The sequence below is a fragment of the Aquimarina mycalae genome (assembly GCF_029906345.1).
Classification (GTDB): Bacteria; Bacteroidota; Bacteroidia; order Flavobacteriales; family Flavobacteriaceae; genus Aquimarina.
Window position 1 is genome coordinate 155,651 of the sequence record NZ_JARYGY010000002.1, and the last position, 24,299, is coordinate 179,949.

The following is a 24,299-nucleotide window of genomic DNA, read 5'->3' on the forward strand; positions in this document are numbered from 1 at the left end:
AACATATGCACTTCATCCCAGAAGCACTAGATACATATGTAGTACATCATACAGAAAAAGAACCTGAACTACTACAAAAATTAACTCGAGAAACCTATCAGAAGATATTACAACCTCGTATGCTTAGTGGACCTTATCAAGGTCGTGTATTAAGTATACTATCCAAGTTAATCAACCCTAAAAACATTTTGGAAATAGGCACATATACAGGGTATTCTGCATTATGTTTGGCAGAAGGAATGCAAAAAGATGGAGTTTTGCATACTATTGATATTAATGAAGAACTAGAAGATTTTCAACGTAAATATTTTGATCTTTCTCCATATGGCACTCAAATTCATCAACATATTGGAGATGCTAAAGCAATTATACCTAATTTAGATCTCAAATTTGATTTGGTTTTTATCGATGCAGATAAGCCAAATTATACTACTTATTTTGAATTAATCATTGATAAAATGAATCCTGGTGGAGTTATTTTGTCTGATAATGTACTCTGGAGTGGGAAAGTACTAAAGGATGTCGCAGAAGATGATCTTTCTACCAAGGTTTTATTAGAATATAATAGATTGTTAGTAGAGGATACTCGTGTAGAAACTGTATTGCTACCCATTAGAGATGGACTAACAATTAGCAGAGTACTATAAAATATAAAAAGTGGGATTTTTTAAGATCCCACTTTCTGAATTAATTAGTAACTACAATTGCTAATTCATTGGTTATTGTACTGCCTTTAAAGCATCAATATTACCATAACCAAATCTACTATTACGATTAGGATAAAATTCTCCTGCTCTTTTTAACTTCTCCAACACTTGTTCTCTAGACATATTCGGATTACGTGCCCATACCAATGCTGCAATACCAGCTGTCATAGCTGTTGCCACAGAAGATCCTCCTACATAAGATTGTGCACCAGTATTAAACCCTAATACAGGTACCGTTCTACTAGTATTACTAGCTCTTTGCATGATGATTGTAAAATCAATTTTATTACCATCGTGACAAATATCACAACGATTGTATCCATTATCTTTTAATCCTGTCACAGCAACTGTCTCACTCATACTAGCAGGAAATATCACCCCATACCAGTTTGTAAAAGTAGTAGACGTTCCACCAGCGGCCATAATCATTTTACCTTTGCCATATGCATATCTCACAGCATCTTTTACATTACCAATAGACCAAGGATAACCAATAGACATAGATATGATTTTTACATCACTTCTATTTCCTAATCCTTTTAATGCATTACTTACTCCTTTACGCTCATGATAATCATTAAGTACTACATCTTCTGTACCTCTATAAGCTACCAAATTAGAATTATATGCAACTCCTACTGGCATAAAATCATTATTACGTGGCGATGCAATAGCCGATGCCATCTGCGTACCATGGCCACATTTATCATTAGGACCATCTACATTATTAGACCACCACCAAAAAGAATCGATAAATGTTCCGAAACGCTGTACAGATCTACCACTAGAAAAACCATCATTAAAACCATTTCCTAACAGGTTTTGGTTTGCTGATAAACCAGTATCAATAAGTCCAACAGTGATCCCTGATCCTGTACTAAGGTTCCAGGCGTCATCTATATTGTGTTTTTGATAATTCCAAGGTAATCGAGAATTTGGTGAGATTACACTATAATCACCACTATTGATAGATTGTCCGCTTTGACTACATCCAGCAGATTTTTGTTGTTCATTTTCCTGAAGATAAAATCCATACCCATTAGGTTCTAGATAACGTATATTTCCCATTGCTTTTAGTTCTACAATGGTTTCTAATTTAGTAACCTTAAGATCTAAAACATTCAGTATATCATCTTCTGATAATTGAACATTAGAACGGGTAACTCCTTCTGTATTCTGAACTGTACGATAGATGTCTTCAATAATAGTATTCAATCTAGAAGATCGTTGTTGTCCTTCAATATAACTCTCTCCTTTTTTACCAAAACCAACTGTCAATACTTCATTACCATGCATCACTGCACTATATAAGATATTATCTGGAGCATTGGTCCAGTCCATATCTCCATTTGTTTTTAACTCGTTTTCTATAAAATCATTGATTTTTTCAATAGATACTATCTTTTGAGAATCTGAACTCTCATCTATAATTTCGTTTGTATCTTCTTGGGAACATGATAGGACAAGAAATAGCCCTAAAATTAGAGGAATAATTTTTTTCATTTTAGTATAAGTTAATGAGTTTGTGTGTTAATCTATTTTCAGGCAGCCAATTTCCCGAAAATATCAAATATTTAATATATAGTTAATTTCAGTACTAATTTATTAAATATAATCTAATTATACACACCTTTTATTGAAAGAATCTTAATAAAAAGTTTGTTACTATGCTTGCATAGGACCAAAAAACAATCGATTAACCTGTGAAAACGCCAATGTTTATAAGGGTTTTACAGAAAAGGACTACAAGATTAAATTTGTGTGAAAAAATTTAACTTTTTTTAATAAAAAACTAAAAAAAGAGGGTTTAATTTATTGAAAAGGCAATATCAAATACAAAAAAACTAAAACTTACGTTTTACAGGACCCGTAATTTCGTCAATATCTTCTTTGACTTGGTCTATTTCTTTTTTAATATCAGAAGTAATAGAAGAAGGGATATCTGTATCTATACCATGTTTTTCTGCACTCTTGGTAATTTCAGATTTGATATCATTCGTTGCATCTTTGACAATACGCATTCCTTTGCCTAATCCACGTGCTATTTCAGGGATTTTATCAGCGCCAAAAACCATTACCAAAATAAACACAATAAAAGCAATTTCGGTTCCGCTTATGAATAAAGGTATTGTTGTCATAGTTGTGCAAATATAGCTACAATAATGTACAGAAAAAAGCCGTTCGTGATTGCGAACGGCTTTACTATTTAATTTAAAGGTTTTTTAACTTATTGTCCCTTTACTTTGTTTTTAAATTTATCAAACTTACCAAGTTTTTTATTTTGTGGCCAGCTATTATTAGAAGTATCTATATCTGCTGTTTCTTGATTAGGATCTACAACAATCTTTGAGATTGCTTTTTCTGAAGCAATTGCTCTTTTTACTGCATCATCATTTTTTCTCCAAATTTCTGCAGGATAAGTAACTGTTTCAGAAGTTCCATCTTCATAGGTATACTCTACTATTAAAGGCATTACTAAGCCTCCTGGTTTTTCAAAAGTAATCTCATAGAAAAATTTAGGGTTCTTTAGTATTGATCTTTCTTCTACAGAAAAGTTATCAATTAAATACTCTTTTAATGTTGAGGCATTATCAATAATATTTCCATTTTTCTTAATAGTCTCATATTCATCGCTTCCTTCTTCTACCATAAATACTAATGGTCCAAAATCTTCTACTTTAGCACCTCTTGCTGCTGCAAATTCTTTTGCTCTTTTATTTGGTTCCTTTGAAACAACATATTTCTTTACATCCTTTACACCTATATCGGTATAATCTGTAGTATAAAACCATCCTCTCCAGAACCAATCTAAATCTACAGCAGATGCATCTTCCATCGTTCTAAAGAAATCTTCTGGTGTTGGATGTTTAAACATCCATCGTTGAGAATATGTTCTGAATGAATAGTCAAACAGATCTCTTCCCATAATTGTTTCTCTCAAGATATTCAAACCTGTTGCAGGCTTAGAATACGCATTAGAACCAAACTGATATATATTATTGGACTGCGACATAATTGGAGATATAAAACTCTGGTCTCCGCTCATATAAGGAACTATCTTGGCTGCAGGTCCTCTTCTTGAAGGGTATTTTTTTGATGGAGCTATCGCATCTGGATACCATTCACCAAAATCTTGCTCTGCAACATATTGTACAAATGTATTCAATCCTTCATCCATCCAAGTCCATTGACGTTCATCACTATTCACAATCATTGGAAAAAAGTTATGTCCAACTTCATGAATAATTACACTCATCATTCCATACTTAACTCTATCGCTATAAGATCCATCAGGATTCGGTCTACCATAATTCCAACAAATCATTGGATATTCCATACCCTGATTTTTAGCGTGCACAGAAATAGCTTTATGATAAGGATAATCAAAAGTCATTCTACTATATGATTTTAATGTACTAGCAACTGCTTTAGTCGACCAATCTTCCCATAGAGGATTTCCTTCTTTAGGATACATAGAAACTGCCATTACATCTTTTCCTCCGATCTTAACCGCCATCATATCCCAGATAAATCTTCTCGATGTAGCAAAACCAAAGTCTCTAACATTTTTAGCACTTAATTTCCATGTTTTTTTATTTTCAGAAAACGTCTTTTCCTTTGCTTCTGCTTCTTTTTGAGTTACAATAACAACAGGTGTATCATAAGATTTTTTAGCCTTTTCATAGCGGCTCATCATATCTTTAGTGAATACTTCTTTTCTATTTGTTAATACTCCTGTTCCATCCAAAATATGATCTGCAGGTACTGTAATATTTACATCAAAATCTCCAAATGGAAGTGCAAATTCTCCTCTACCCCAGAATTGGTGATTTTGCCACCCTTCTACATCATTATAAACAGCCATTCTTGGATAGAATTGAGCAATTACATAGGCTCTATTACCATCCTTAAACTCTTCATAACCTGATCTTCCTCTACCATTTACGTGATCATTAATGTTATACCACCAATCGATAGAGAACACGAATTTTCCTCCAGACACTAAATCTTTTGGCATCTCTACACGCATCATAGTACCATTAATTGTGTACTGCAATGCTTTTCCTCCAGCATCTTTTACTGCAGTTATATTGAAACCTCCATCAAAAGGTTCTCCCAAGTATTTACCTACGAATTGATTTGGTCCATCGGCAGCATTTACACCTCCTGGTTGAATTAACGGAGTTTTAGATTTTCTAGACCTCATATTTTGATCTAATTGAACCCACAGAAATTCTAAATTATCAGGAGAATTATTGGTGTATGTTATGGTTTCTTTACCAGAAAGCTTTTTGTTTTTATCATCAAGCTCTATATCCATTTTATAATCTGCTTGTTGCTGATAATAAGCTGATCCTGGAGCTCCCGAAGCAGTTCTATACATATTAGGAGTAGCAAACTCATCATACATCTGCTTAAACTTGTTTTGATTTGTATGTCCCAACTCGCGAGCTGTTTCACTTTCTTCTTGAGCATACAATCCCGAACCTGAAACAAAAAGAGTAACAGAAAGGATAAAAAATATTTTTTTCATTAGAGTGTAATTGTGTTATGTAATAAATCGCAAAATAGTTGTTTTTTAAAAGTTTAGTAGCTTATTCACTAAACTTTAACATCCCTTTATCCTTTTCTTTTTCGAGTATAAGACTTTTTCGTTTTTTCCCTTTTTTAACATGAATAATATTCTGTTGTTCTTCAAAAAAATCCATCAAGGCTTGATTAGAAACTGAAATGGTTTCAAGAGAAAGTACGTTCTCTACTTCTAGATAACATAATACAAGATCATTATCATATTCTTTACCTATAAAATTAAAATGTACTTCTTCACCATTTACATTAATGGTCAATTTCTGACTTAAATATGTGCTTAAATACTGATCTATCTTGGCCTCTTCCGTCTTTGAAACCAGCTCTATGTTTTCATCATATCTCTTTCTCAATACTTCTTCGACATCATCAATAAAAATTCTTGATATTATTTGCAATGATTTTTGCTCTTGATTATACTCTATTTGAGTTACGCTCACATAAAACTTATGTAATCCAGTAAAAGAACTGAGCGTAATCAAAAGTACAGCTGCTATGCATAGTATTTTCTTCATGTATTCTAATTTAGAAGGTGGTAAATGTAATATTTTGATATAAAATATTATGCCAAAAGTGTCATATTATCATTTTCCTCTCTAAATTAAGTAATTAATCAATTTCTTTATGTGCTTTATATAGTATTACTTTTTGTTGAAAAAACTCTAATAGAGAAAATCTTTTTGAGTTTTCTAATAGATTTTCAAAATACTCATCTTCAGCACAATAATACATGAAATCAACAATAAGATTTTCCGACAGCCCTAAATCATCTACAAAAAAGGAGGTATTAAAGGTTGTTTTTCCTTTTTGAATGACTTTATCTAAATCTTCAATAGCTTTGATTCTTTTTAACTTTTTAAGAGTTCCATTTAAATAATTTATAGGTCTATCTATGATTCCTGATTTTGCAGTATATATTCTTCTTTCTACTTGTGTTGGAGGATCTCTATCCTTAAAAGGAAGACCTAAACTTCTATTACTTACAAAAGGTGTAACTTCTATATCTTTTGTATCATTATTAATATTTCCAGATAGACTGATATTACTCACTCGTACTTGATCCAACTTTTGAACAATTGGGTACAAGCGAACCTGAAGGTTTTCATTATTTAGATCATTTTCTGAAACTATTATGGAAATCACTTCGTATTGAACCGATGAAAAAATAATTGAATCATGAACACTTGCAGGAATTTCGAAAAAGCCTCTTGCATCATTTGTTGTCCCCAACTTCTTGGTATAGTTAACAATATTAATTGCAAATCCTTCTAATGAATCTGCGACAATGAAACCTCTAAGTTTTTGGGATTGACCAAAAGTATGATTCAAAGCAACAAGAAAAAACACACACAGTAAAATTCTGGTCATAATTTGATACAGTTTGATGACCAAAATCGAAAAGGAAATTTTAAAGTTCGAATATTATTAATTAATAATAGAATCCCAGAAATTTGTCATTTTTAAACAAAGACGGATATACGAAAAAAATGTTGCGGATATTTAATATATCATTTGCGATCTTTATACACCTTACTCTGAGAAACAAGAAATTCTATAAGATTCAATTCGTTACCTTCTTCTAAATATGTATTATCTAACCCATTATCTTCTGCAAAAAAGATAAAATCATTAATCTGACTCATTTCTAAAGCCAGATTTGTCTTAAAGAATTCATCATCATACATTTTTCTAACTTTTACATCAATGTCTGCAGGAACTTTCTTTTTTCCAGTTTGATCTTTATTCTGAAAAACTTCTTTAAAAAGATTTACAAAATTAAGTCCGTAAATCATTCTGTCTTCCAAAAACACTTTGTTTTCTAATTCGGATAGTTCATCAGCAGTCCAGTCATAATCCGTATCATTAATTCTAGATGAAGTTAATTTAGCTACTTCACTAATACCGCTTTCTGATACATTAATTTTTTTTACATCAACGGTTACATTTCCTAATAGATCATAAGGTGTTACAATTACTTCGTCCAAAAGGTTTACAGATTCATTGAGAAAAATATTTAATCGTCTATTATCTAATACTCCTTTATCTACTAGGACCACAATTTTTTGATATTGCATTCCGATTACTTCCACTTTATCATTAATTCCTACACTAATTCTAAAATCACCAGCCTTATCTGTAATAGTCCCTTTTTTAGTCGTAAGATTATACACTACAACGCCTTCAACATTGTCGCCTAATGGGGCACTGATTCTACCATCTATCATAACTCTTGAGGTAATTTGAGCAAAAGAAAATCCAATTGCACAACATATAAAAACTAGCGATAATCTTAATTTCATAGTAATTTCGGTTACGTTTGTTATCCATTAAGATACTACATTTTTCAATATGTGCTTAAGATTTCTATATAAGAAAACGTTAAACTACCTTTACTAAAAATTAAATTTATGCAAAACTGTATTATCGCAAGCACTTCTACTATACATGGAAGTGGACCACTAGAATATTTGTTTGAAGCTCTAATTGAGCTATATAAAGATTGTAATGAAATAGTATTTATCCCATATGCTCGTCCTGGTGGAATTTCACATGATGAATACACCATAGGAGTCAATAATATTTTTAAAAAAATTAATAAAAAAGTACTCGGAATACATATGTTTTCTGATACTAAAGAAGCTTTCTCAAATACGCAAGGAATCTTTACAGGTGGTGGTAATACGTTTCTCTTAGTAAGTCAATTATACAAAAACAAGGTTATGGAGCCTTTAAAAAATGCTATCGATTCAGGAACTCCATATTTAGGTACAAGTGCTGGAAGTAATATTTGTGGACTTACAATGCAGACGACTAATGATATGCCAATAGTGCATCCGCCAAGTCATAAAACTTTAGGAGTTTTTCCTTTTAACATTAATGCACATTATCTGGATCCTGATCCAAATTCTACACACAAAGGTGAAACCAGAGAAACCCGTATTAAAGAATTTCATACCATAAATTCGCAACCTGTAATTGGTCTTAGAGAAGGAAGTTGGTTAAGAATCCTCAATAATCAAATAACACTTAAAGGAAATTTATCTGCTAGAATTTTTGAGCAAAACAAAGCACCTTATGAAATCAATCCCGAAAGTTCTTTGTCTGAATTAAACTAAATAATCTATGCAATACCAGAATATTCTAGACACAATTAAAGAAGAAATACTGGCAAAAACTTACACTGGAAAAGTAGCGTCTTATATTCCTGAGTTAGCTAAGATCGACCCTAACAAACTAGGAATGCATTTATACTGCATTAATTCTGGACATTATGGTTTTGGTGATGCGAATGAACGTTTTTCTATACAAAGTATTTCTAAGGTGTTCTCGTTAACATTAGCAATGTCGCTAATGGATGATGAATTATTTAGTAGAGTGGATGTCGAACCATCAGGAGACCCTTTTAACTCTCTAATTCAATTAGAGTATGAAAATGGAATCCCAAGAAATCCTTTTATTAATGCGGGAGCACTAGTTATTGCTGATATTTTGGTTTCTACTTTAGAAAATCCAAAACAGGTTTTCTTAGATTTTATTCATAAAATCACAGGTAATAACACGATCAACTTCAATCCAAAAGTTTTTGAATCTGAAAAGAAAAACAGTTATCGTAATGCTTCTTTATTAAACCTTATGAAGTCTTTTGGGAACATAAAAAACGATATAGAAGCGGTTTTAGATTTATACATTTATCAATGTTCGATAGCAATGTCCTGCAAAGAATTAGCTACAGCTTTTATGATCTATGCGAATGCTGGAAACACTTTATCTGATGATATGGAGATCATCTCTCCAAGAAAAATAAAACGTATTAATGCCATCATGCAAACTTGTGGTTTTTATGATGAAGCTGGAGAGTTTAGTTTTAGAGTAGGATTGCCTGGAAAAAGTGGTGTAGGTGGCGGAATTACAGCGATACATCCTGGTCAATATGCAGTAACGGTATGGAGTCCACCTTTGAATCCAAAAGGAAATTCGGAGTTAGGAATGTATGCCTTGGAGCGATTGACCACATTAACTGGGTATTCTATATTTTAAAGTATTTCACCTTGTATTATAGCTTAAAGGTTAGTGATATTTTCCTGTAAAATACATTTTGAATAAGTACAAAATACCAGATAAAAAGTGTAATAAAAACAGACTCCATAAAATAATCGACTTTTTAGAGTATTTGTTTTCTCCTTTTAACTTTGGCAATAAAAAAGTAACTGTCGTTAACAATAATAAATACGCGCAAACTATATTTTGCCATGTAAAATTACCATGATATCGTCTTGGCCCATCTTCTACAATAAAAGCACTTATAAGCACACCAAAAATTGTTAAATACAAAGCATAAATAAATGGTTTATATTTTAAGACCTCCTTATAATATGCCATAACAGCAACAGGAAAAGCAAAAGAAAACAAAAAAGCTATGGGCACATACCAAGACGGTATAAATGCTCGCAAAAATTCAAAAGGTGTTCCAATAGTCAAAGAACTTTTATTAGTATGCAAAGATCCCGTTTGATAATGATAAATACTTAAATATTGGATTAACAAAAACGTACCTCCTATAAAAACTGGAAATAATTTAATTGCATAGTTTTTGTAATTTTTAATTTCAAAATTTTTCAGAATAATAAATGTAGTTACTGGTAAATAGACAAAAATAAAAGAAGGCTTAATAATAATATTTAAAACAACTAATATGATTATTATCCAAACATCTCTATTTAATAAAGACACATGCTCCTTACTAAACATTTTTAATTGCCACCAAAAAAGCAAAATTGCAAAAGGAAACACACTAATTAAAGTAGAATTATGCCAAACAACGGATGGAGTTCTTCCTAAGTACATTAATTTTAAATTAAAAAAACTATACACATCAGGAATGGCAAAACAAAACAATAATCCAAAAGCTATTATCTTAATGATCTCTGATTTAAATCTTAGTTTACTATCTATTGTTAGTTCTGAAATTACCATCTTAGATATTACAAACTTTCCAACAGTTGCAAAAGATAACACTGCCGCTGTAACAAAAAACATTAAAGAAACATCACTTGAAAAAAAAGAAAGAACATTAACTACGAAAAAAAACAAAAAATGAGGCAAATAAGATGATTCTCCAGAATTAACCTTTACAATGGATTGAATATGAATTCCCATATCAGTAGGGATATACTTCATTATAAACCAAAAAAGTATTAGAAATAATACAAATACTATAATATTATCAAGGTTTTTCAATTTGGTCATTTTGTATTCTGTATTTATTCTTTTATTTCTTTTCTTTTAGTTTCAATCCATTTAAGGTTGTTCTTAGCTAATTGAAAATCTGGGTTAATTTCCAATGCTTTTTCACAAGCTTTTATAGCTTTATCAAACTCACCAAGAACATTATATGAGGAGCAAATATTATTATACGCTGCAGCATTATTAGGGTCTAACAGCAATAAATCTTCACTCGTCTCTATACATCTTTTATAAAAACCTAATTTATAATAGTAAAAACTAAGATTAACATACTCTGTAATAGACAATTTCTTATTTTTCCAGCTATTAATACCGTTTATCGAAACAGATAAATTGTTTTTCGTTAATTCAGAAGTATTATTAATTGCCAAAGATTTTTCGCAAGCTTCTTTTGCCTTATCAAACATTTTCAATCGATTATAAGAAGAACATAGATTATTATATACGATACTATTATTAGGGTCTAATTGAATTGCTTTTTTAGATGTCTGAATACAATTAAAATAGTCTGATTTATTATAATAAAGTAAACTCAATTGGATATATCCATTTACGGTAGGTCTAATTTTCATTTGAGTTTCAAGCGTACTTATATGATTTTTGACCTGATAATTATTTTTCACAATAAAACAAACAGAAACCCCATCTACTTTTACTTCATGTACCGTATTTTCTGGAGACCAATTCACGTTTACATGATCTCTTTTATACTTTCCTTCTGCCAACATAATAATAGAATAATCCCAATCAGGAGAATCTCTTCTAGTTAAAACATGTTGCAATTTTGGAGTCTTATTCAGATAGAATGTAGCTTTTGTCTGACTACCATAATACAACCTCACTTTTGGAGGGTTATCTGCATCTCCCACATGCTCTTCTAACCAATCTATAGCAGGTCTTACTCCTACTCCATAATAGTCTATTTCATAATTCCCATATGCTCCAGATACTCCTCCTACGATTGGACTAAAATATAATGCTTGCATTGGATGATATCTAACCATAAAATGTAATGGTTGTAGCATTACAAGAATCAAAACACCAAACAGTAATTTGGCAATATTTTTTTTAGGTATCATCTCAAATAACTTAATCCAAGACAAGGCACTGACAACAACAATAGGTAATATAGAAAACATAAACTGTCTAGAACCACTATGATTATTAGGTTTACCTATGACAATTAAGATCATGGGGAAAACAGAAGCGAAAATAACCATGGAGACATAAAGCATGTTAATCTTTGTGTTCTTATAATATACCAATGGGATCAGAAAAAAACCTAGAAATGCATGCAATGGCATCATGATAATAAATAGATTTTTAATTGCATAATACCAGGGAGCATTAAAACTGCTTTGCCAAACACCTTCAAACAATTGCAGGTTTTCAAAACCTCTAAATTCTCCCATTTTTATTAATATTTCAATCGGAACTTTTAAAGGATTGGTTTGAGCATATGGCCAAAAAACAGCCACAGCTAAATACGAAAGTATACATACACCTATAGTTTTAGCTGCTAACAGCAATGTATCTTTTATAACAACCTGTTTAAATCTTGACTTATAGTTTTGTAGCAACCACCACGAAAAAACAGCTAATAACAGATACCCTAAAGTCATTAATCCAATTACCCTAATATTAATTAATAGAGAAATATTTAGTATTAAGAAAAAAGCTCTTTTTAAGGTAACTCTTGGCAATTCTTTGAGTAATTTTATAATATGAAATAAAGAAAACATATAGAACGCTGCCGCAGGAATATCTTTAGGATTATTCATAGAATAACCAAAAATGACTGGACATAGTACAACAAAAACTAATGTAAACAAACCTGTTTTCCATCCTCCTAATTCCTTTCCTAATAAACCACAAAACAGAAAAAGCAAAAATCCAAAAATAGAGTTGATCAAGTTTTTAAATTGATACACTTCAAAAGAACTAAAGTATTGATGCAAGAAATTGGTAAGAAGATCAAAAAACCCTCCAAAGCCATTCATTCCTCTATTTTCGTTTTCCTGGCTTACAGCTACATCAATATAATTGCCTTCTTCATCAATAGGGCTTAAGCTGGCAATCTCATCAATCCCTTTAAAATAATTTAGAATTCTAACACCATGATCTTGGTGTATTTTGGTGTCTTCTAGTGGGCCATAGTCTTTACTTAAAAACATCATGGTCCACCCAACAACCAAGGCAATTAATATAAAGCCATTGCGATAATTCATTATTTTCTTAAAATCAAATTCCATGGAATGTTTATTTTTTATCAAAAAAACTTGTCACTAAATCTATAATTTTATTTTGATCCTCCATATGTAATTCATAGAATAAAGGTAATCGCAACAACCTTTCTGAAAACATCTCACAATGCTCTAACTTCACACTATCGTTTTCTGATTCATAAAAAGGGCTTTTATGAAGAGACACATAATGAAAAACCGCATATACTCCATTTTCTTTCAAATATTTAATCAACTGGCTTCTTTTCTCTATATCCTTACAAACAACATAAAACAAATGACCATTACAAGTTGCATATTCAGGTATGCTAGGTAATTCTAAAAAACCTTCGTTTTCAAGTTTTTTAAGACCTTCATAATATGTATTCCATAAAGTTGTTCTTCTGGATTGAATCTTTTTTAAATTCTCTAATTGTGCAAACAAAAAAGCTGCTGTTACATCCGACGGCAAAAACGAAGATCCAACATCTACCCATGAATATTTATCTACCTCTCCTCTAAAAAAAGCAGATCGATTGGTTCCTTTTTCCCAAATAATTTCTGCTCGTTTATCAAATCGTTCATCATTCACCACCAACATCCCTCCTTCTCCAGAGATAATATTTTTGGTTTCATGAAAAGAAAATGTACCTAAATGTCCGATTGTACCAAGTGGTTTTCCTTTATAATAAGAATCAATTGCCTGAGCAGCGTCCTCTATAACAAATAAATCGTGAGTGTTAGCTATTCTCATAATTGTATCCATATCACATGACACACCTGCATAATGCACTACGACTATAGCTTTGGTTTTATTAGAAATTAACCTTTCTAACGAATTAGCATCAATATTAGGATTATCATTATAAGAATCTGCAAATACAATCTTTGCTCCTCTTAATACAAAAGCATTGGCCGTAGATACGAAAGTATATGATGGCATAATAACTTCATCTCCAGGACCGATATCAATGAGTATTGCAGCCATTTCTAAAGCATCAGTGCAAGATGAAGTTAACAAGCAATTTCTAAAACCTAAATCTTCTTTAAAAAAATTATGACATTTTTGGGTATAATATCCGTTTCCTGAAATTTTCCCTCTAGAAACTGCATCTTTTATATAATACAGCTCGTCGCCAGTCATGTAGGGTTTATTAAATGGGATCATTTAGTTAGATTATGTGGATAGCTTTTTGATTAGTTACTTTAATGAGTATGTATATTTTTCAGAAAACTTTACTCCTCCAAAACACAGAGATACACATTTTATCAATTAGCAATTTACTAAACTCTTCAATTTATTTAGTAATTTTAGAAAATAATCATCCATAAATAAAACCAAGTATTTGAAAATATCAATAATAAGTCCTGTCTATAGAGCTCAGAATCTTGTAGTTGAACTTGTAGAGCGATTGGAAAATTCTTTATCCCAAATATTCGATCAATACGAAATCATATTGGTTGAAGATGGCAGCCCTGATAACTCTTGGGAAGCAATTGAAAATATTTGTGTCAAAAATAAAAATGTAAAGGGAATTAAGTTAAGTAGAAATTTCGGGCAACATTATGCAATAACTGCTGGATTAGCAAATGCAACTGGAACGTGGGTTGTTGTTATGGATTGTGATCTGCAAGATCAGCCTGAAGAGATACCAAAACTATTTGATAAAACGAAAGAAGGATATGACATAGTCTATGCACAAAGAGAGCTACGACAAGATGGTTTTTTTAAAAAAATATCATCTAAAATGTTTTATAAAACGTTTGGTTACCTAACAGATAGTAAACAGGACCCTTCTATTGCTAATTTTGGAATTTATAATCAAAAAGTAATACAGTCTATATTATCTATGAACGATCACGTGCGTTTTTTTCCTACTATGGTGCAATGGGTAGGATTTAATAGTGCAAAAATAAATGTAGAGCATAGTTCAAGAGCAGAAGGTAAATCTTCTTATTCTTGGAGAAAATTAATCAGTTTAGCGATTGATAATATCATTGCATTTTCCGACAAACCTCTAAGACTTACCATACGCTTGGGATTAATTATCGCTATACTTTCATTTCTTTCTGGACTAATTTACATTTATAGATATATTAATGGAGAAATTAAAGTACTTGGTTTTGCTAGTATTGTTATTTCTATCTGGTTTTTGTCTGGTTTAATAATTTTTATCCTTGGAATAATTGGTATTTATCTGGGAAAAACTTTTGATAAAGTAAAAGAAAGACCTACTTATATTATTTCGAAAAGAATAAATAATTAAAAGCAATATAATACCGAACTTACCACAGCATAATCTTATTTTGGATGAAACACTTGAATGATGAATCAAACGAAGAAATAGAGTTTTTAGAATGGGATTCTAATTTCTTCAATATTCGTGTTGGAAGAGTGTATTCGAGTCTAAAAAAAATAGACCTGACTAAAGTTTCTAATTTCGATCTAATATATATTCATTCGACCGTTTTATTAGAAAACAGCACTATTCCTTTATATGATAAAAAAGTCACCTTTGAAAAAAACATAACTTTAACAGAGAAAGCCCTTGACAACTCTTATGTTGTAAAATATGATGGTGGATTAACTAAAGAACTAAAGGACTTAGCCATTGCAAGCGGGACATATTCAAGATTCAAATTAGATTCAAAATTATCTAATCGCTTCGAAGAATTCTTTACCCTATGGATTAAAAACAGCTTACACGGAAAATTAGCAGATTTCGTATACGTTTATATAAAAGACAACAAAATTATAGGTTTCATATCATTGAAGAAAAATGATTCCTATTATCAGATAGGTTTAATTGCTACTTCAGCACTACATAGAGGTTTAGGAATAGGGTCTGCTTTATTACAAAAGGCAGAAGAAGTTGCAAAGTCAGAAAAAATTTCTAAAATAATTGTAGTGACTCAACTAGATAATAACATTGCTTGTAATTTCTATAAAAAAAATGGCTATCAAATAAAATCAACAGAATACATTTATCACCATTGGCTTACATAATATTTTTTACAAAAGGATGAAAGTCCCCTTTTAACGGAGTGATTTCAGCATTTCTAATATCATGCACAATTTGTATAGAAGTTTTAGCGTCCATAAGTCCATATCCATTACCTTCTAGTATTCCTTCGTAGCTTCTTGTATGCAATTCTGTAAATCCTGTACTAAACTCTATCTCTTCATTATCAATGGTAATTGATCTATACGTTCTTTTTCCTTGTTCTTTTATATCATCAGGAATATTATCATAATTAATAGATAAAAACCATCGCACTCTTGCTTTTTCGAACTCTAAATACCCTGAAGCACTGTCATCAGTTAATACATGAACTTTATTTTGCTTGACCTCTCCAAAAACCCAAGATAACATATCATAAAAATGCACACCGATATTTGTAGCAATACCACCTGATTTACTAACATCCCCTTTCCATGAAGCATGATACCAATTACCTCTTGAGGTTAAATACGTTAAATCAAAATCATATATTTTATCTTTTGGTCCCTTATCTACTTTTTCTTTTAAAGCAATAATGCTAGGATGTAATCGCAATTGCAAAATAGTATTTACCTTTCCTTCAGATTCTTTTTCTATTTCAACCAATGCATCAATATTCCATGGATTAAGTACAAGAGGTTTTTCACAGATAGCACTAGCACCTCTTCTTAAAGCCATTCTAATATGAGAATCGTGAAGGTAATTTGGTGTACAAATACTTACATAATCCAATTGGATATTTCTTCTTCGTTTTAGTTTCTCAATATGCCGATCAAAACGTTCAAACTCCACAAAAAAATGTGATTCTGGAAAATAACTATCAATAATACCTACACTATCAAATTTATCAAGCGCAGCAATCAAATTGTTATCTGTATCTTTAATTGCTTTAAGATGCCTAGGTGCTATATAACCTCCAACACCCATAATTGCAAAGTTCTGATTATTCATTCATTAAATTTTAAAAACATTTTCATTAACAAGTTCATACTTGTCATTACTTTCAGGGCAAACAGCAATTTGATTTGTTTCAAAATCTAATCTATGCCCATACTCACTCATCCACCCCATTTGCCTAGCAGGATTGCCTACCATCAAGGCATATGGTTTCACCTCTTTGGTAATTACCGCACCAGCACCTATAAAAGCATAAGCTCCAATATCATTACCACAAACCACGGTAGCATTAGCTCCAATTGTAGCTCCTTTTCCCACATGAGTTTTAGCATATTCTCCTCTTCTGACAACAGCGCTTCTTGGATTAATAACATTAGTAAACACACAAGAAGGGCCTAAAAAAACATCATCATCACAGATAACTCCAGTATATACAGAAACATTATTCTGAATTTTTACATTATTACCTATAATTACTTCTGGTGAAATCACTACATTTTGACCAATATTACAGTGTTTACCAATTACAGCATTTGGCATAATATGTGAAAAATGCCATATTTTGGTAGCATCTCCAATTTCACATCCGTTATCGATCACAGCAGTTGTATGAGCAAAATAATTTTTATCCATGTCAGGTTTTAGTTCCTCAAATATAAAATAATTCATTTTGTTTAATACCTTTTAAGAAATACTTTCATTCCTATATATCCTAGCATAGAAAGTGGATTAGCCATAGGTAATTAGCCAAGCTCAAATTTTGTCTTGGCAAAATATTTATCTTGGATGCCGTCGAAAAAGATATAAAAACTATTATATTTAGACTCTATAGTCATAGAAAGACTAACAGCTAAACAGAGATCATCAAACCGTAGTGTTTTAAATGTCAAATAATTATACTTCAGATATTTTTAAAATTTTAAAGCTTTATGTTTAAAAATTTTACTTCTCAAAAATTTGAAATCAAAATATTGTTAGTAATCCTTTTTACTACTTTTTTAGTATATCTAAATCATTTTGATAATCCATTCTTTTTTGATGATACCCACACTATCTCAGAAAATGAATCTATAAGAAGTTTAGATAATTGGACAAGCTTTTTTACCAATGCGGATACTTTTAGTTCCCTTCCAGAAAACAGAGCATACAGACCTATGATCACCTTGATGAATGCAATTGATTATTCTTTTGCAGACGGTTTAAATGCTCGTTACTTTCATTACCATATCTTTTTTTGGTATCTAATACTTATAGTTTTATTATATCTTTTATGTAAACACATCTATAAAGAGTCATTACCTAATTATAAATGGATCGGAATTACAGTATTATTTGCAACAGCATGGTTTGCATTTCATACCGCAAATGCCGAAACAGTAAATTATATTTGTGCTCGTTCTGACTCGTTCTCTACATTATGTATGGTAGCTTCTTTATTACTTTACATTCATCCTTTTACAAAAAAATGGCACCTATATCTTATTACGATGGTTATTGGAATATGGACAAAACAAACTGGAGTTATGTTTTTTCCAATATTATTTGTGTACGTTCTTCTTTTTGAAGAACACTTGCTTCTTACCGATTTTACTGTTGAAACGAAAAAGAAAATAATCACCATATTTAAAAAAATAGCTCCTACAGGAATTATCGCTTCTTCACTGTTTATTTTTAATCAATATTATTTAACTCCAGCATCTACAAATTCAACAAATTTCTTAGTTACAAGATTCGAATACATCAGTACACAGTGGTATGTAATCATGCATTATTTAGGTAATTTTATTCTTCCAATAAGCCTTAGTGCAGATCCTGATATTGCAATTATAAAACCTTGGTATAATATTAAATTACTTTTAGGTCTTTTCATCATATTGATAATGCTATTTTTAATGATAAAAACTGCATTCAAAAAAGAACTTAAACCTATTTCTTTTGGGATAGCTTGGTTTTTTATAGCTCTATTACCCACAACACTAAACCCTTTATTTCAGATTGCTAATGATCATCGAATGTTCTTTCCGTTCATTGGTTTGTTTATTGCTGTTCCTTGGGGAGCACTAGTACTACTAAAGAAATACAAAATACTAGATAATAATAAACGGTTTTTTCCTCATATCATAGTCTTACTATCCATAATTTTAATAGGTAATATTTATGGAACTATACAAAGAAATAAAGTTTGGGACACTGAGGAGTCATTATGGTTAGATGTAGTTCAGAAAAGCCCTAAAAACGGAAGAGGCATGATGAATTATGGGTTAACGCATATGGCAAAAGGAAATTATGATATTGCATTAGAATACTTTAACAAAGCAGACAAGTTAAGTCCTAATTACTATGTTTTACATATAAACCTAGCGATTCTATATGATGCCAAAAATAATGTTCCAAAAGCAGAGAAATATTTTAAATCCGCTTTAAAACTAAATACAATATCACCTTCACCAGATTATTACTATGCAAGATATCTTGTTGAGCAAAAAAGATACACAGAGGCTCAGACATACTTAAAAAAGGCACTTACCAAAAGCCCTAATCATATTCAATCAAAAAATCTTTTAAGTAGCATTGCCAATAAGAATACAAACCCTGAAGATAAGGTAAAGACATTATTACAAAAGGTGAAAAGTGCCCCAAATGTTGAATCATACATCGAACTAAGTTTGATATATTACAGAAACAAAGAATATCAACTAGTAATTTCTACCTGTAAAGAATTATTAGAAATAGACCCAAATAATGCTGTAGCTTATAACAACATGTGTTCTGCGTACAACCAAATGAAACAATGGAAACTCGGAGCCGAAGCTTGTAGAAATGCTCTCAAAATTGATCCGAACTATCAATTAGCAAAAAACAACCTGAAATGGGCAACAGATAACATCAATAAATAATACAACTACAAAACAGTATATAATGCTTAATAATAAAACAATCGCAGTAGTAGTACCTTGTTACAACGAATCACAGCAAATAATGATGGTTCTCGATAGCATGCCGTCATTTGTAGATAGAATCATAGTTGTAGATGATGCATCCAAAGATGATACCGTAGGTACAGTGATGAAGCATTTGAAAAATAACGCATCTACTCTTAAATTAACTTCTAATCTAAAAAATGAGATTGTACCTAATATTTATAATCGTGCAGATATAGAAGTTAGGCAAAAAAGTATTGATGAAATACAAAAATTCACTCCCTCAGAAATTGTAAACGAAAACCCTGATGAGGAAAAAATAATAGTTATAAAACACCTAAGCAATGGCGGAGTTGGTGCTGCTATTGCTACTGGATATAAATGGTGTAAAGATCATAATATTGACTGTACTGCAGTGATGGCAGGAGATGGGCAAATGGACCCAGATGAACTTGAATCTATATGTAAACCTGTTGTAGACGAAGGAATAGATTATGTAAAAGGAAATCGTCTAATTCATAAGAGTGCATGGGTAATTATACCAAGAGTACGCTTTTTAGGAAACTCTATCCTTAGTATATTAACCAAAGTAGCCTCTGGATATTGGGGAGTATCAGATACTCAAAGTGGATATACCGCTATTTCAAATAATGCACTTAATTCTGTTCCTTTGTATGACATCTACAAAAGATACGGAATGCCTAATGATTTATTAGTAAAATTAAATATTGCATTCTGTACCATTCGAGAAGTAAAAATCAAACCAATATATGGTGTAGGAGAAAAATCGAAATTAAATATTATTAAAGTTTCTTTACCAATTTTGTTTTTATTAATCCGTTGTTTTTTCAAAAGACTCCAGACAAAATATTTATATCGTAGCTTCCATCCTTTATATTTATTGTATTGGGTAGCATTTATAATCGCAATAATTAATAGTTATTTCTTATATCAGTTAGTTTCCAATTTTTTCATTCCAGATTCAAAAACTCCAACTGATTATTTAATCATATTTATTTTCTTAACTATTTCGGGATTCCAATCCCTATTATTTGCAATGTGGATGGATATACAGGATAATGAAAGGTTATCCAAATAATAAAAATACACAAGCCTTATTTCGAATGTTTTAAATCCTTCAAGCGTATAGGAGAAAGATAAAACCATATAGCACCTGGAATAAGAGAGATCAATTGGATAAGAAAAATAATTAATGATAATGCTATAGCATCTTCCGCAGGAAGCAGATACAATTGAAAAATAAGTACAAGCGATGTTTCTCGAACACCAATTCCTAAAACAGTAATTGGTAATAAACTTAGGATTCCTAAAATAAAAGTCCCAAGAAACAATCCTAAATGATCAATCTCAATGCCCATAGCCCAGGCTATATAATTGAAAACTCCGTAAATCAAGATCATACTAATGCAAGTAATCACAAAACTTAGAATCGTTTTAAACCATCCTAAATTATGAGAATTAAAAGCTTCCCACCAAGGCTTAACTATTTTTTTAAACTTTTTCTTAAACCTGAAAAGAAGTAAAAACAATCCTATTCCTCCTACAACCCAATATACAATTGTTTCATATTCTCTCGGAAATTTTAAAATGTAAAAATTAAACTGATAATAGAGTATCGCTGTAAAACTAAAAAACAGTAAACAAATCAAATCAAAAAGACGATCCATAATAAGGCTAGACCATCCTATTTTTTGAGTAGGTAAATTATCCTTAATATAAAGTAACCTACCAAAATCTCCTAATCTACCTGGCGTAATATTTGCTAAAAAAAGGCCTATAAAAAACACCTTTGACGCTTTATACGATCCTAAAGAAATTCCATAAGAATTAGAAATAATTCTCCATCTGATACTTTTTAAATAATAAGCCATCCACAAAATGAATACCGAAACTAGAATATGAATGCCTGATACTTTCTTAAATGAAGCAAAGGTTTCCTTCCATCCAACCTTGTAGATCAGATATACTAGTAGGATTACCCCTAAAAACTTTAGCCAAAAACTAATATTTAGAAAAGGTTTTTTTTTCATTAACTAGAATCAATATTTTTTCTATACTACTCACTATTTCATTTTATATAGTTGGTATTTAAAAAATCATTATTTACAGATTCACAATATACCAATAGATCCTAAGAAATGTAACATACTACATATAAGGAGCAATATAAAATAGACAAAAAGCAAAAAAGCTTCATCATTAATGATGAAGCTTTGAGCGGGAGACCAGGTTCGAACTGGCGACATTCAGCTTGGAAGGCTGACGCTCTACCAACTGAGCTACTCCCGCTTTTGCAAGAGCAAAAATATTAGTTTTTTCAAATAAACAAAATAAATTAGGGATAATTATTTTTACTTCCGTTGAAACGGTAAGAAAACACATAATCAAAAGATTTATTACCCCCTAAATATCAACAAGTTAAGAAATTGCTTTTAAGCGGTAAAAATGTATTTTATCGAAAAAAAGTGTATTTTGTCGAATAAATTACATATTTTTGTTGTTAACAAAATATTAATATCTTAGCAAATAATTTAATTTTGAATAATTAATAGTGCCCTTATATTGAAAAAAATGCACCTTACGGGAATAACGTAATTTCCTTAAGGTGAAATTTTATTAAAAAAATTTCCTACTTGTTATGAAGATAAAATTACTCCTGATTATATTCATACTTATGCCAGCAACCTCCTTGCTAGCGCAGGTAAAGGTTGGTGATAACCCCAATCAAATAGATAACTCTTCTATATTAGAATTAGAAAGCATCGATAGAGCTTTTGTTCTTACAAGAGTTACAACTGCTCAAATGAATACGATAGTTCCTCTCAATGGAGCACTAATCTATAACTTAGACGATAATTGTATTTTTCAATACAATAATAACAGTTGGACAAGTCTTTGTAGCGGAAATGATAATCAGGCACTGTCATTTGACGCTACTACCAATATACTTACTTTAGAAAATGGAGGATCTGTAGATTTAACTTCTTTAATTAACGATCCAGATCCAGACCCTACAAATGAAATACAGATATTAAGTCAAACAGGAAATACAATAACACTATCAAATGGAGGAGGAAGTGTTAATGAAACAATATCTACATTAACTGATAATGGTGATGGCACTTTCACATATACAGCTGAAGATGGCTCAACAACGGTAATCGGAGTAGTAGGACCTACAGGTGCACAAGGACCTACTGGTGCACAAGGTGTAACTGGAGCACAAGGAATTACAGGTGCACAAGGTATAACTGGAGCACAAGGAATCACAGGAGCACAAGGAATCACAGGAGCACAAGGAATCACAGGTGCACAAGGAATCACAGGAGCACAAGGAATCACAGGAGCACAAGGAATCACAGGAGCACAAGGAATCACTGGTGCACAAGGTGTAACGGGTGCACAAGGAATAACAGGTGCACAAGGTGTAACTGGAGCGCAAGGAATCACTGGAGCGCAAGGAATCACTGGAGCACAAGGAATCACTGGAGCACAAGGAATCACTGGTGCACAAGGTGTAACAGGTGCGCAAGGAATCACTGGAGCGCAAGGAATCACTGGAGCACAAGGAATCACTGGAGCACAAGGAATAACAGGTGCACAAGGAATCACTGGAGCGCAAGGAATCACAGGTGCACAAGGTGTAACTGGTAGCCAAGGAGTAACTGGAGCACAAGGAATTACAGGTGCACAAGGTGTAACGGGTGCACAAGGAATCACTGGAGCGCAAGGAATCACTGGAGCACAAGGAATCACTGGAGCACAAGGAATCACTGGAGCACAAGGAATCACAGGTGCGCAAGGAATCACAGGTGCGCAAGGAATCACAGGTGCGCAAGGTGTAACTGGTGCACAAGGTATCACTGGAGCACAAGGTATCACTGGAGCACAAGGAATCACAGGTGCACAAGGTGTAACTGGAGCACAAGGAATCACTGGAGCACAAGGAATCACAGGTGCACAAGGAATCACAGGTGCGCAAGGAATCACAGGTGCACAAGGAATCACAGGTGCACAAGGAATCACAGGTGCACAAGGTGTAACTGGTAGCCAAGGAATCACTGGAGCACAAGGAATCACAGGTAGCCAAGGAGTAACGGGTGCACAAGGAATTACAGGAGCACAAGGTGTAACTGGAGCACAAGGAATCACAGGTGCGCAAGGAGTAACTGGAGCACAAGGTGTAACGGGTGCACAAGGAATCACAGGAGCACAAGGAATCACTGGAGCACAAGGTATAACTGGAGCGCAAGGAATCACTGGAGCACAAGGAATCACTGGAGCACAAGGAATCACAGGAGCACAAGGTGTAACGGGTGCGCAAGGAATCACAGGTGCGCAAGGTGTAACTGGAGCACAAGGTGTAACTGGAGCACAAGGAATCACAGGAGCGCAAGGAATCACAGGTGCACAAGGTGTAACTGGAGCGCAAGGAATAACAGGAGCGCAAGGAATCACTGGAGCACAAGGAATCACTGGAGCACAAGGAATCACAGGAGCACAAGGTGTAACTGGAGCACAAGGAATCACTGGAGCGCAAGGAATCACAGGTAGCCAAGGAGTAACGGGTGCACAAGGAATTACAGGAGCACAAGGTGTAACTGGAGCACAAGGAATCACAGGTGCGCAAGGAGTAACTGGAGCACAAGGTGTAACGGGTGCACAAGGAATCACAGGAGCACAAGGAATCACTGGAGC

General features: G+C 32.3%; 20 protein-coding genes and 1 tRNA gene. 8 read left to right on the forward strand and 13 right to left on the reverse strand.

Annotated features, from left to right (window positions below):
- Nucleotides 1-5: 5 nt before the first annotated feature.
- On the forward strand, nt 6-647 hold the full coding sequence (locus QBK95_RS05365) for an O-methyltransferase (RefSeq protein ID WP_280931349.1): 642 nt from the start codon (nt 6-8) through the stop codon (nt 645-647).
- 72 nt (nt 648-719) lie between these two features.
- On the opposite strand, the gene QBK95_RS05370 is transcribed toward QBK95_RS05365, so the two are convergent.
- The 6 genes from QBK95_RS05370 to QBK95_RS05395 form a co-directional block, all read right to left on the reverse strand.
- Nucleotides 720-2,210 (reverse strand): S8 family peptidase, encoded by a 1,491-nt coding sequence (locus tag QBK95_RS05370; protein WP_280931351.1) that lies wholly within the window; start codon nt 2,208-2,210, stop codon nt 720-722.
- A 341-nt stretch (nt 2,211-2,551) separates the two neighbouring features.
- Nucleotides 2,552-2,845, reverse strand: a complete 294-nt coding sequence (locus QBK95_RS05375) for a Sec-independent protein translocase subunit TatA/TatB (RefSeq protein WP_280931352.1) — start codon at nt 2,843-2,845, stop codon at nt 2,552-2,554.
- An 89-nt stretch (nt 2,846-2,934) separates the two neighbouring features.
- Nucleotides 2,935-5,241, reverse strand: coding sequence for a M1 family metallopeptidase (locus QBK95_RS05380; RefSeq protein WP_280931354.1), 2,307 nt, complete (start codon nt 5,239-5,241; stop codon nt 2,935-2,937).
- 61 nt (nt 5,242-5,302) lie between these two features.
- A complete protein-coding gene (locus QBK95_RS05385; RefSeq protein WP_280931356.1) occupies nt 5,303-5,809 on the reverse strand; it encodes a DUF6702 family protein in 507 nt (168 codons plus the stop codon).
- A 94-nt stretch (nt 5,810-5,903) separates the two neighbouring features.
- Nucleotides 5,904-6,662: a BamP family beta-assembly machinery protein gene (locus QBK95_RS05390; protein WP_280931357.1), complete on the reverse strand. Its 759-nt coding sequence runs from the start codon at nt 6,660-6,662 to the stop codon at nt 5,904-5,906.
- A 140-nt stretch (nt 6,663-6,802) separates the two neighbouring features.
- Nucleotides 6,803-7,594 (reverse strand): BamP family beta-assembly machinery protein, encoded by a 792-nt coding sequence (locus QBK95_RS05395; RefSeq protein WP_280931360.1) that lies wholly within the window; start codon nt 7,592-7,594, stop codon nt 6,803-6,805.
- Between the two features lie 108 nt (nt 7,595-7,702).
- Here QBK95_RS05395 and pepE point away from each other — a divergent pair, with 108 nt between their 5' ends.
- Nucleotides 7,703-8,410, forward strand: coding sequence for a dipeptidase PepE (gene pepE, locus QBK95_RS05400; protein ID WP_280931362.1), 708 nt, complete (start codon nt 7,703-7,705; stop codon nt 8,408-8,410).
- A gap of 7 nt (nt 8,411-8,417) precedes the next feature.
- Entirely contained in the window at nt 8,418-9,332 is a 915-nt protein-coding gene (locus QBK95_RS05405) for a glutaminase (protein WP_280931363.1), read from the forward strand.
- 30 nt (nt 9,333-9,362) lie between these two features.
- Here the strand turns inward: QBK95_RS05405 and QBK95_RS05410 are convergent, their stop codons facing one another.
- The 3 genes from QBK95_RS05410 to rffA are packed head-to-tail and all read right to left on the reverse strand — an operon-like array spanning nt 9,363 to nt 13,928.
- Nucleotides 9,363-10,541, reverse strand: coding sequence for a hypothetical protein (locus QBK95_RS05410; protein ID WP_280931365.1), 1,179 nt, complete (start codon nt 10,539-10,541; stop codon nt 9,363-9,365).
- A 14-nt stretch (nt 10,542-10,555) separates the two neighbouring features.
- Nucleotides 10,556-12,790 carry a tetratricopeptide repeat protein gene (locus QBK95_RS05415; protein WP_280931368.1) on the reverse strand — a complete coding sequence of 745 codons (2,235 nt, stop codon included), beginning with the start codon at nt 12,788-12,790 and terminating at the stop codon, nt 10,556-10,558.
- A 7-nt stretch (nt 12,791-12,797) separates the two neighbouring features.
- On the reverse strand, nt 12,798-13,928 hold the full coding sequence (rffA, locus tag QBK95_RS05420) for a dTDP-4-amino-4,6-dideoxygalactose transaminase (RefSeq protein ID WP_280931371.1): 1,131 nt from the start codon (nt 13,926-13,928) through the stop codon (nt 12,798-12,800).
- 178 nt (nt 13,929-14,106) lie between these two features.
- Between rffA and QBK95_RS05425 the strand changes: the two genes are divergently transcribed.
- Nucleotides 14,107-15,027, forward strand: coding sequence for a glycosyltransferase family 2 protein (locus QBK95_RS05425; protein ID WP_280931373.1), 921 nt, complete (start codon nt 14,107-14,109; stop codon nt 15,025-15,027).
- Nucleotides 15,028-15,071: 44 nt separating this feature from the next.
- A complete protein-coding gene (locus tag QBK95_RS05430; protein ID WP_280931374.1) occupies nt 15,072-15,767 on the forward strand; it encodes a GNAT family N-acetyltransferase in 696 nt (231 codons plus the stop codon).
- Here QBK95_RS05430 and QBK95_RS05435 read toward each other — a convergent pair.
- Complete coding sequence (locus QBK95_RS05435; protein ID WP_280931376.1) at nt 15,760-16,713, reverse strand: Gfo/Idh/MocA family protein; 954 nt, start codon at nt 16,711-16,713, stop codon at nt 15,760-15,762. The two genes, QBK95_RS05430 and QBK95_RS05435, sit on opposite strands and share 8 nt — an antisense overlap.
- Before the next feature lie 3 nt (nt 16,714-16,716).
- The gene (locus QBK95_RS05440) at nt 16,717-17,328 is read right to left on the reverse strand and encodes an acyltransferase (RefSeq protein ID WP_280931378.1); all 612 of its coding nucleotides are present in this window, start codon (nt 17,326-17,328) and stop codon (nt 16,717-16,719) included.
- Nucleotides 17,329-17,588: 260 nt separating this feature from the next.
- Here QBK95_RS05440 and QBK95_RS05445 point away from each other — a divergent pair, with 260 nt between their 5' ends.
- Together QBK95_RS05445 and QBK95_RS05450 are read left to right on the forward strand one after the other, a co-directional pair.
- The gene (locus tag QBK95_RS05445) at nt 17,589-19,556 is read left to right on the forward strand and encodes a tetratricopeptide repeat protein (protein ID WP_280931380.1); all 1,968 of its coding nucleotides are present in this window, start codon (nt 17,589-17,591) and stop codon (nt 19,554-19,556) included.
- A gap of 22 nt (nt 19,557-19,578) precedes the next feature.
- Nucleotides 19,579-20,679, forward strand: a complete 1,101-nt coding sequence (locus QBK95_RS05450; RefSeq protein ID WP_280931382.1) for a glycosyltransferase family 2 protein — start codon at nt 19,579-19,581, stop codon at nt 20,677-20,679.
- A 16-nt stretch (nt 20,680-20,695) separates the two neighbouring features.
- Here QBK95_RS05450 and QBK95_RS05455 read toward each other — a convergent pair whose 3' ends face one another.
- Together QBK95_RS05455 and QBK95_RS05460 are read right to left on the reverse strand one after the other, a co-directional pair.
- Entirely contained in the window at nt 20,696-21,631 is a 936-nt protein-coding gene (locus tag QBK95_RS05455; protein ID WP_280931384.1) for a lysylphosphatidylglycerol synthase transmembrane domain-containing protein, read from the reverse strand.
- 186 nt (nt 21,632-21,817) lie between these two features.
- Nucleotides 21,818-21,890 (reverse strand) — tRNA-Gly (locus QBK95_RS05460).
- A 349-nt stretch (nt 21,891-22,239) separates the two neighbouring features.
- Between QBK95_RS05460 and QBK95_RS05465 the strand changes: the two genes are divergently transcribed.
- The coding region (locus QBK95_RS05465; RefSeq protein WP_445012620.1) for a beta strand repeat-containing protein at nt 22,240-24,299 on the forward strand (2,060 nt) is incomplete at its 3' end.

What these genes read in the sequence shown, in the direction of transcription:
- QBK95_RS05365 (WP_280931349.1), top strand. Translation starts at nt 6, where the DNA reads ATGCACTTCATCCCAGAAGCACTAGATACATATGTAGTACATCATACA.
- QBK95_RS05370 (WP_280931351.1), bottom strand. Translation starts at nt 2,210, where the DNA reads ATGAAAAAAATTATTCCTCTAATTTTAGGGCTATTTCTTGTCCTATCA.
- QBK95_RS05375 (WP_280931352.1), bottom strand. Translation starts at nt 2,845, where the DNA reads ATGACAACAATACCTTTATTCATAAGCGGAACCGAAATTGCTTTTATT.
- QBK95_RS05380 (WP_280931354.1), bottom strand. Translation starts at nt 5,241, where the DNA reads ATGAAAAAAATATTTTTTATCCTTTCTGTTACTCTTTTTGTTTCAGGT.
- QBK95_RS05385 (WP_280931356.1), bottom strand. Translation starts at nt 5,809, where the DNA reads ATGAAGAAAATACTATGCATAGCAGCTGTACTTTTGATTACGCTCAGT.
- QBK95_RS05390 (WP_280931357.1), bottom strand. Translation starts at nt 6,662, where the DNA reads ATGACCAGAATTTTACTGTGTGTGTTTTTTCTTGTTGCTTTGAATCAT.
- QBK95_RS05395 (WP_280931360.1), bottom strand. Translation starts at nt 7,594, where the DNA reads ATGAAATTAAGATTATCGCTAGTTTTTATATGTTGTGCAATTGGATTT.
- pepE (WP_280931362.1), top strand. Translation starts at nt 7,703, where the DNA reads ATGCAAAACTGTATTATCGCAAGCACTTCTACTATACATGGAAGTGGA.
- QBK95_RS05405 (WP_280931363.1), top strand. Translation starts at nt 8,418, where the DNA reads ATGCAATACCAGAATATTCTAGACACAATTAAAGAAGAAATACTGGCA.
- QBK95_RS05410 (WP_280931365.1), bottom strand. Translation starts at nt 10,541, where the DNA reads ATGACCAAATTGAAAAACCTTGATAATATTATAGTATTTGTATTATTT.
- QBK95_RS05415 (WP_280931368.1), bottom strand. Translation starts at nt 12,790, where the DNA reads ATGGAATTTGATTTTAAGAAAATAATGAATTATCGCAATGGCTTTATA.
- rffA (WP_280931371.1), bottom strand. Translation starts at nt 13,928, where the DNA reads ATGATCCCATTTAATAAACCCTACATGACTGGCGACGAGCTGTATTAT.
- QBK95_RS05430 (WP_280931374.1), top strand. Translation starts at nt 15,072, where the DNA reads ATGAAACACTTGAATGATGAATCAAACGAAGAAATAGAGTTTTTAGAA.
- QBK95_RS05435 (WP_280931376.1), bottom strand. Translation starts at nt 16,713, where the DNA reads ATGAATAATCAGAACTTTGCAATTATGGGTGTTGGAGGTTATATAGCA.
- QBK95_RS05440 (WP_280931378.1), bottom strand. Translation starts at nt 17,328, where the DNA reads ATGAATTATTTTATATTTGAGGAACTAAAACCTGACATGGATAAAAAT.
- QBK95_RS05445 (WP_280931380.1), top strand. Translation starts at nt 17,589, where the DNA reads ATGTTTAAAAATTTTACTTCTCAAAAATTTGAAATCAAAATATTGTTA.
- QBK95_RS05450 (WP_280931382.1), top strand. Translation starts at nt 19,579, where the DNA reads ATGCTTAATAATAAAACAATCGCAGTAGTAGTACCTTGTTACAACGAA.
- QBK95_RS05455 (WP_280931384.1), bottom strand. Translation starts at nt 21,631, where the DNA reads ATGAAAAAAAAACCTTTTCTAAATATTAGTTTTTGGCTAAAGTTTTTA.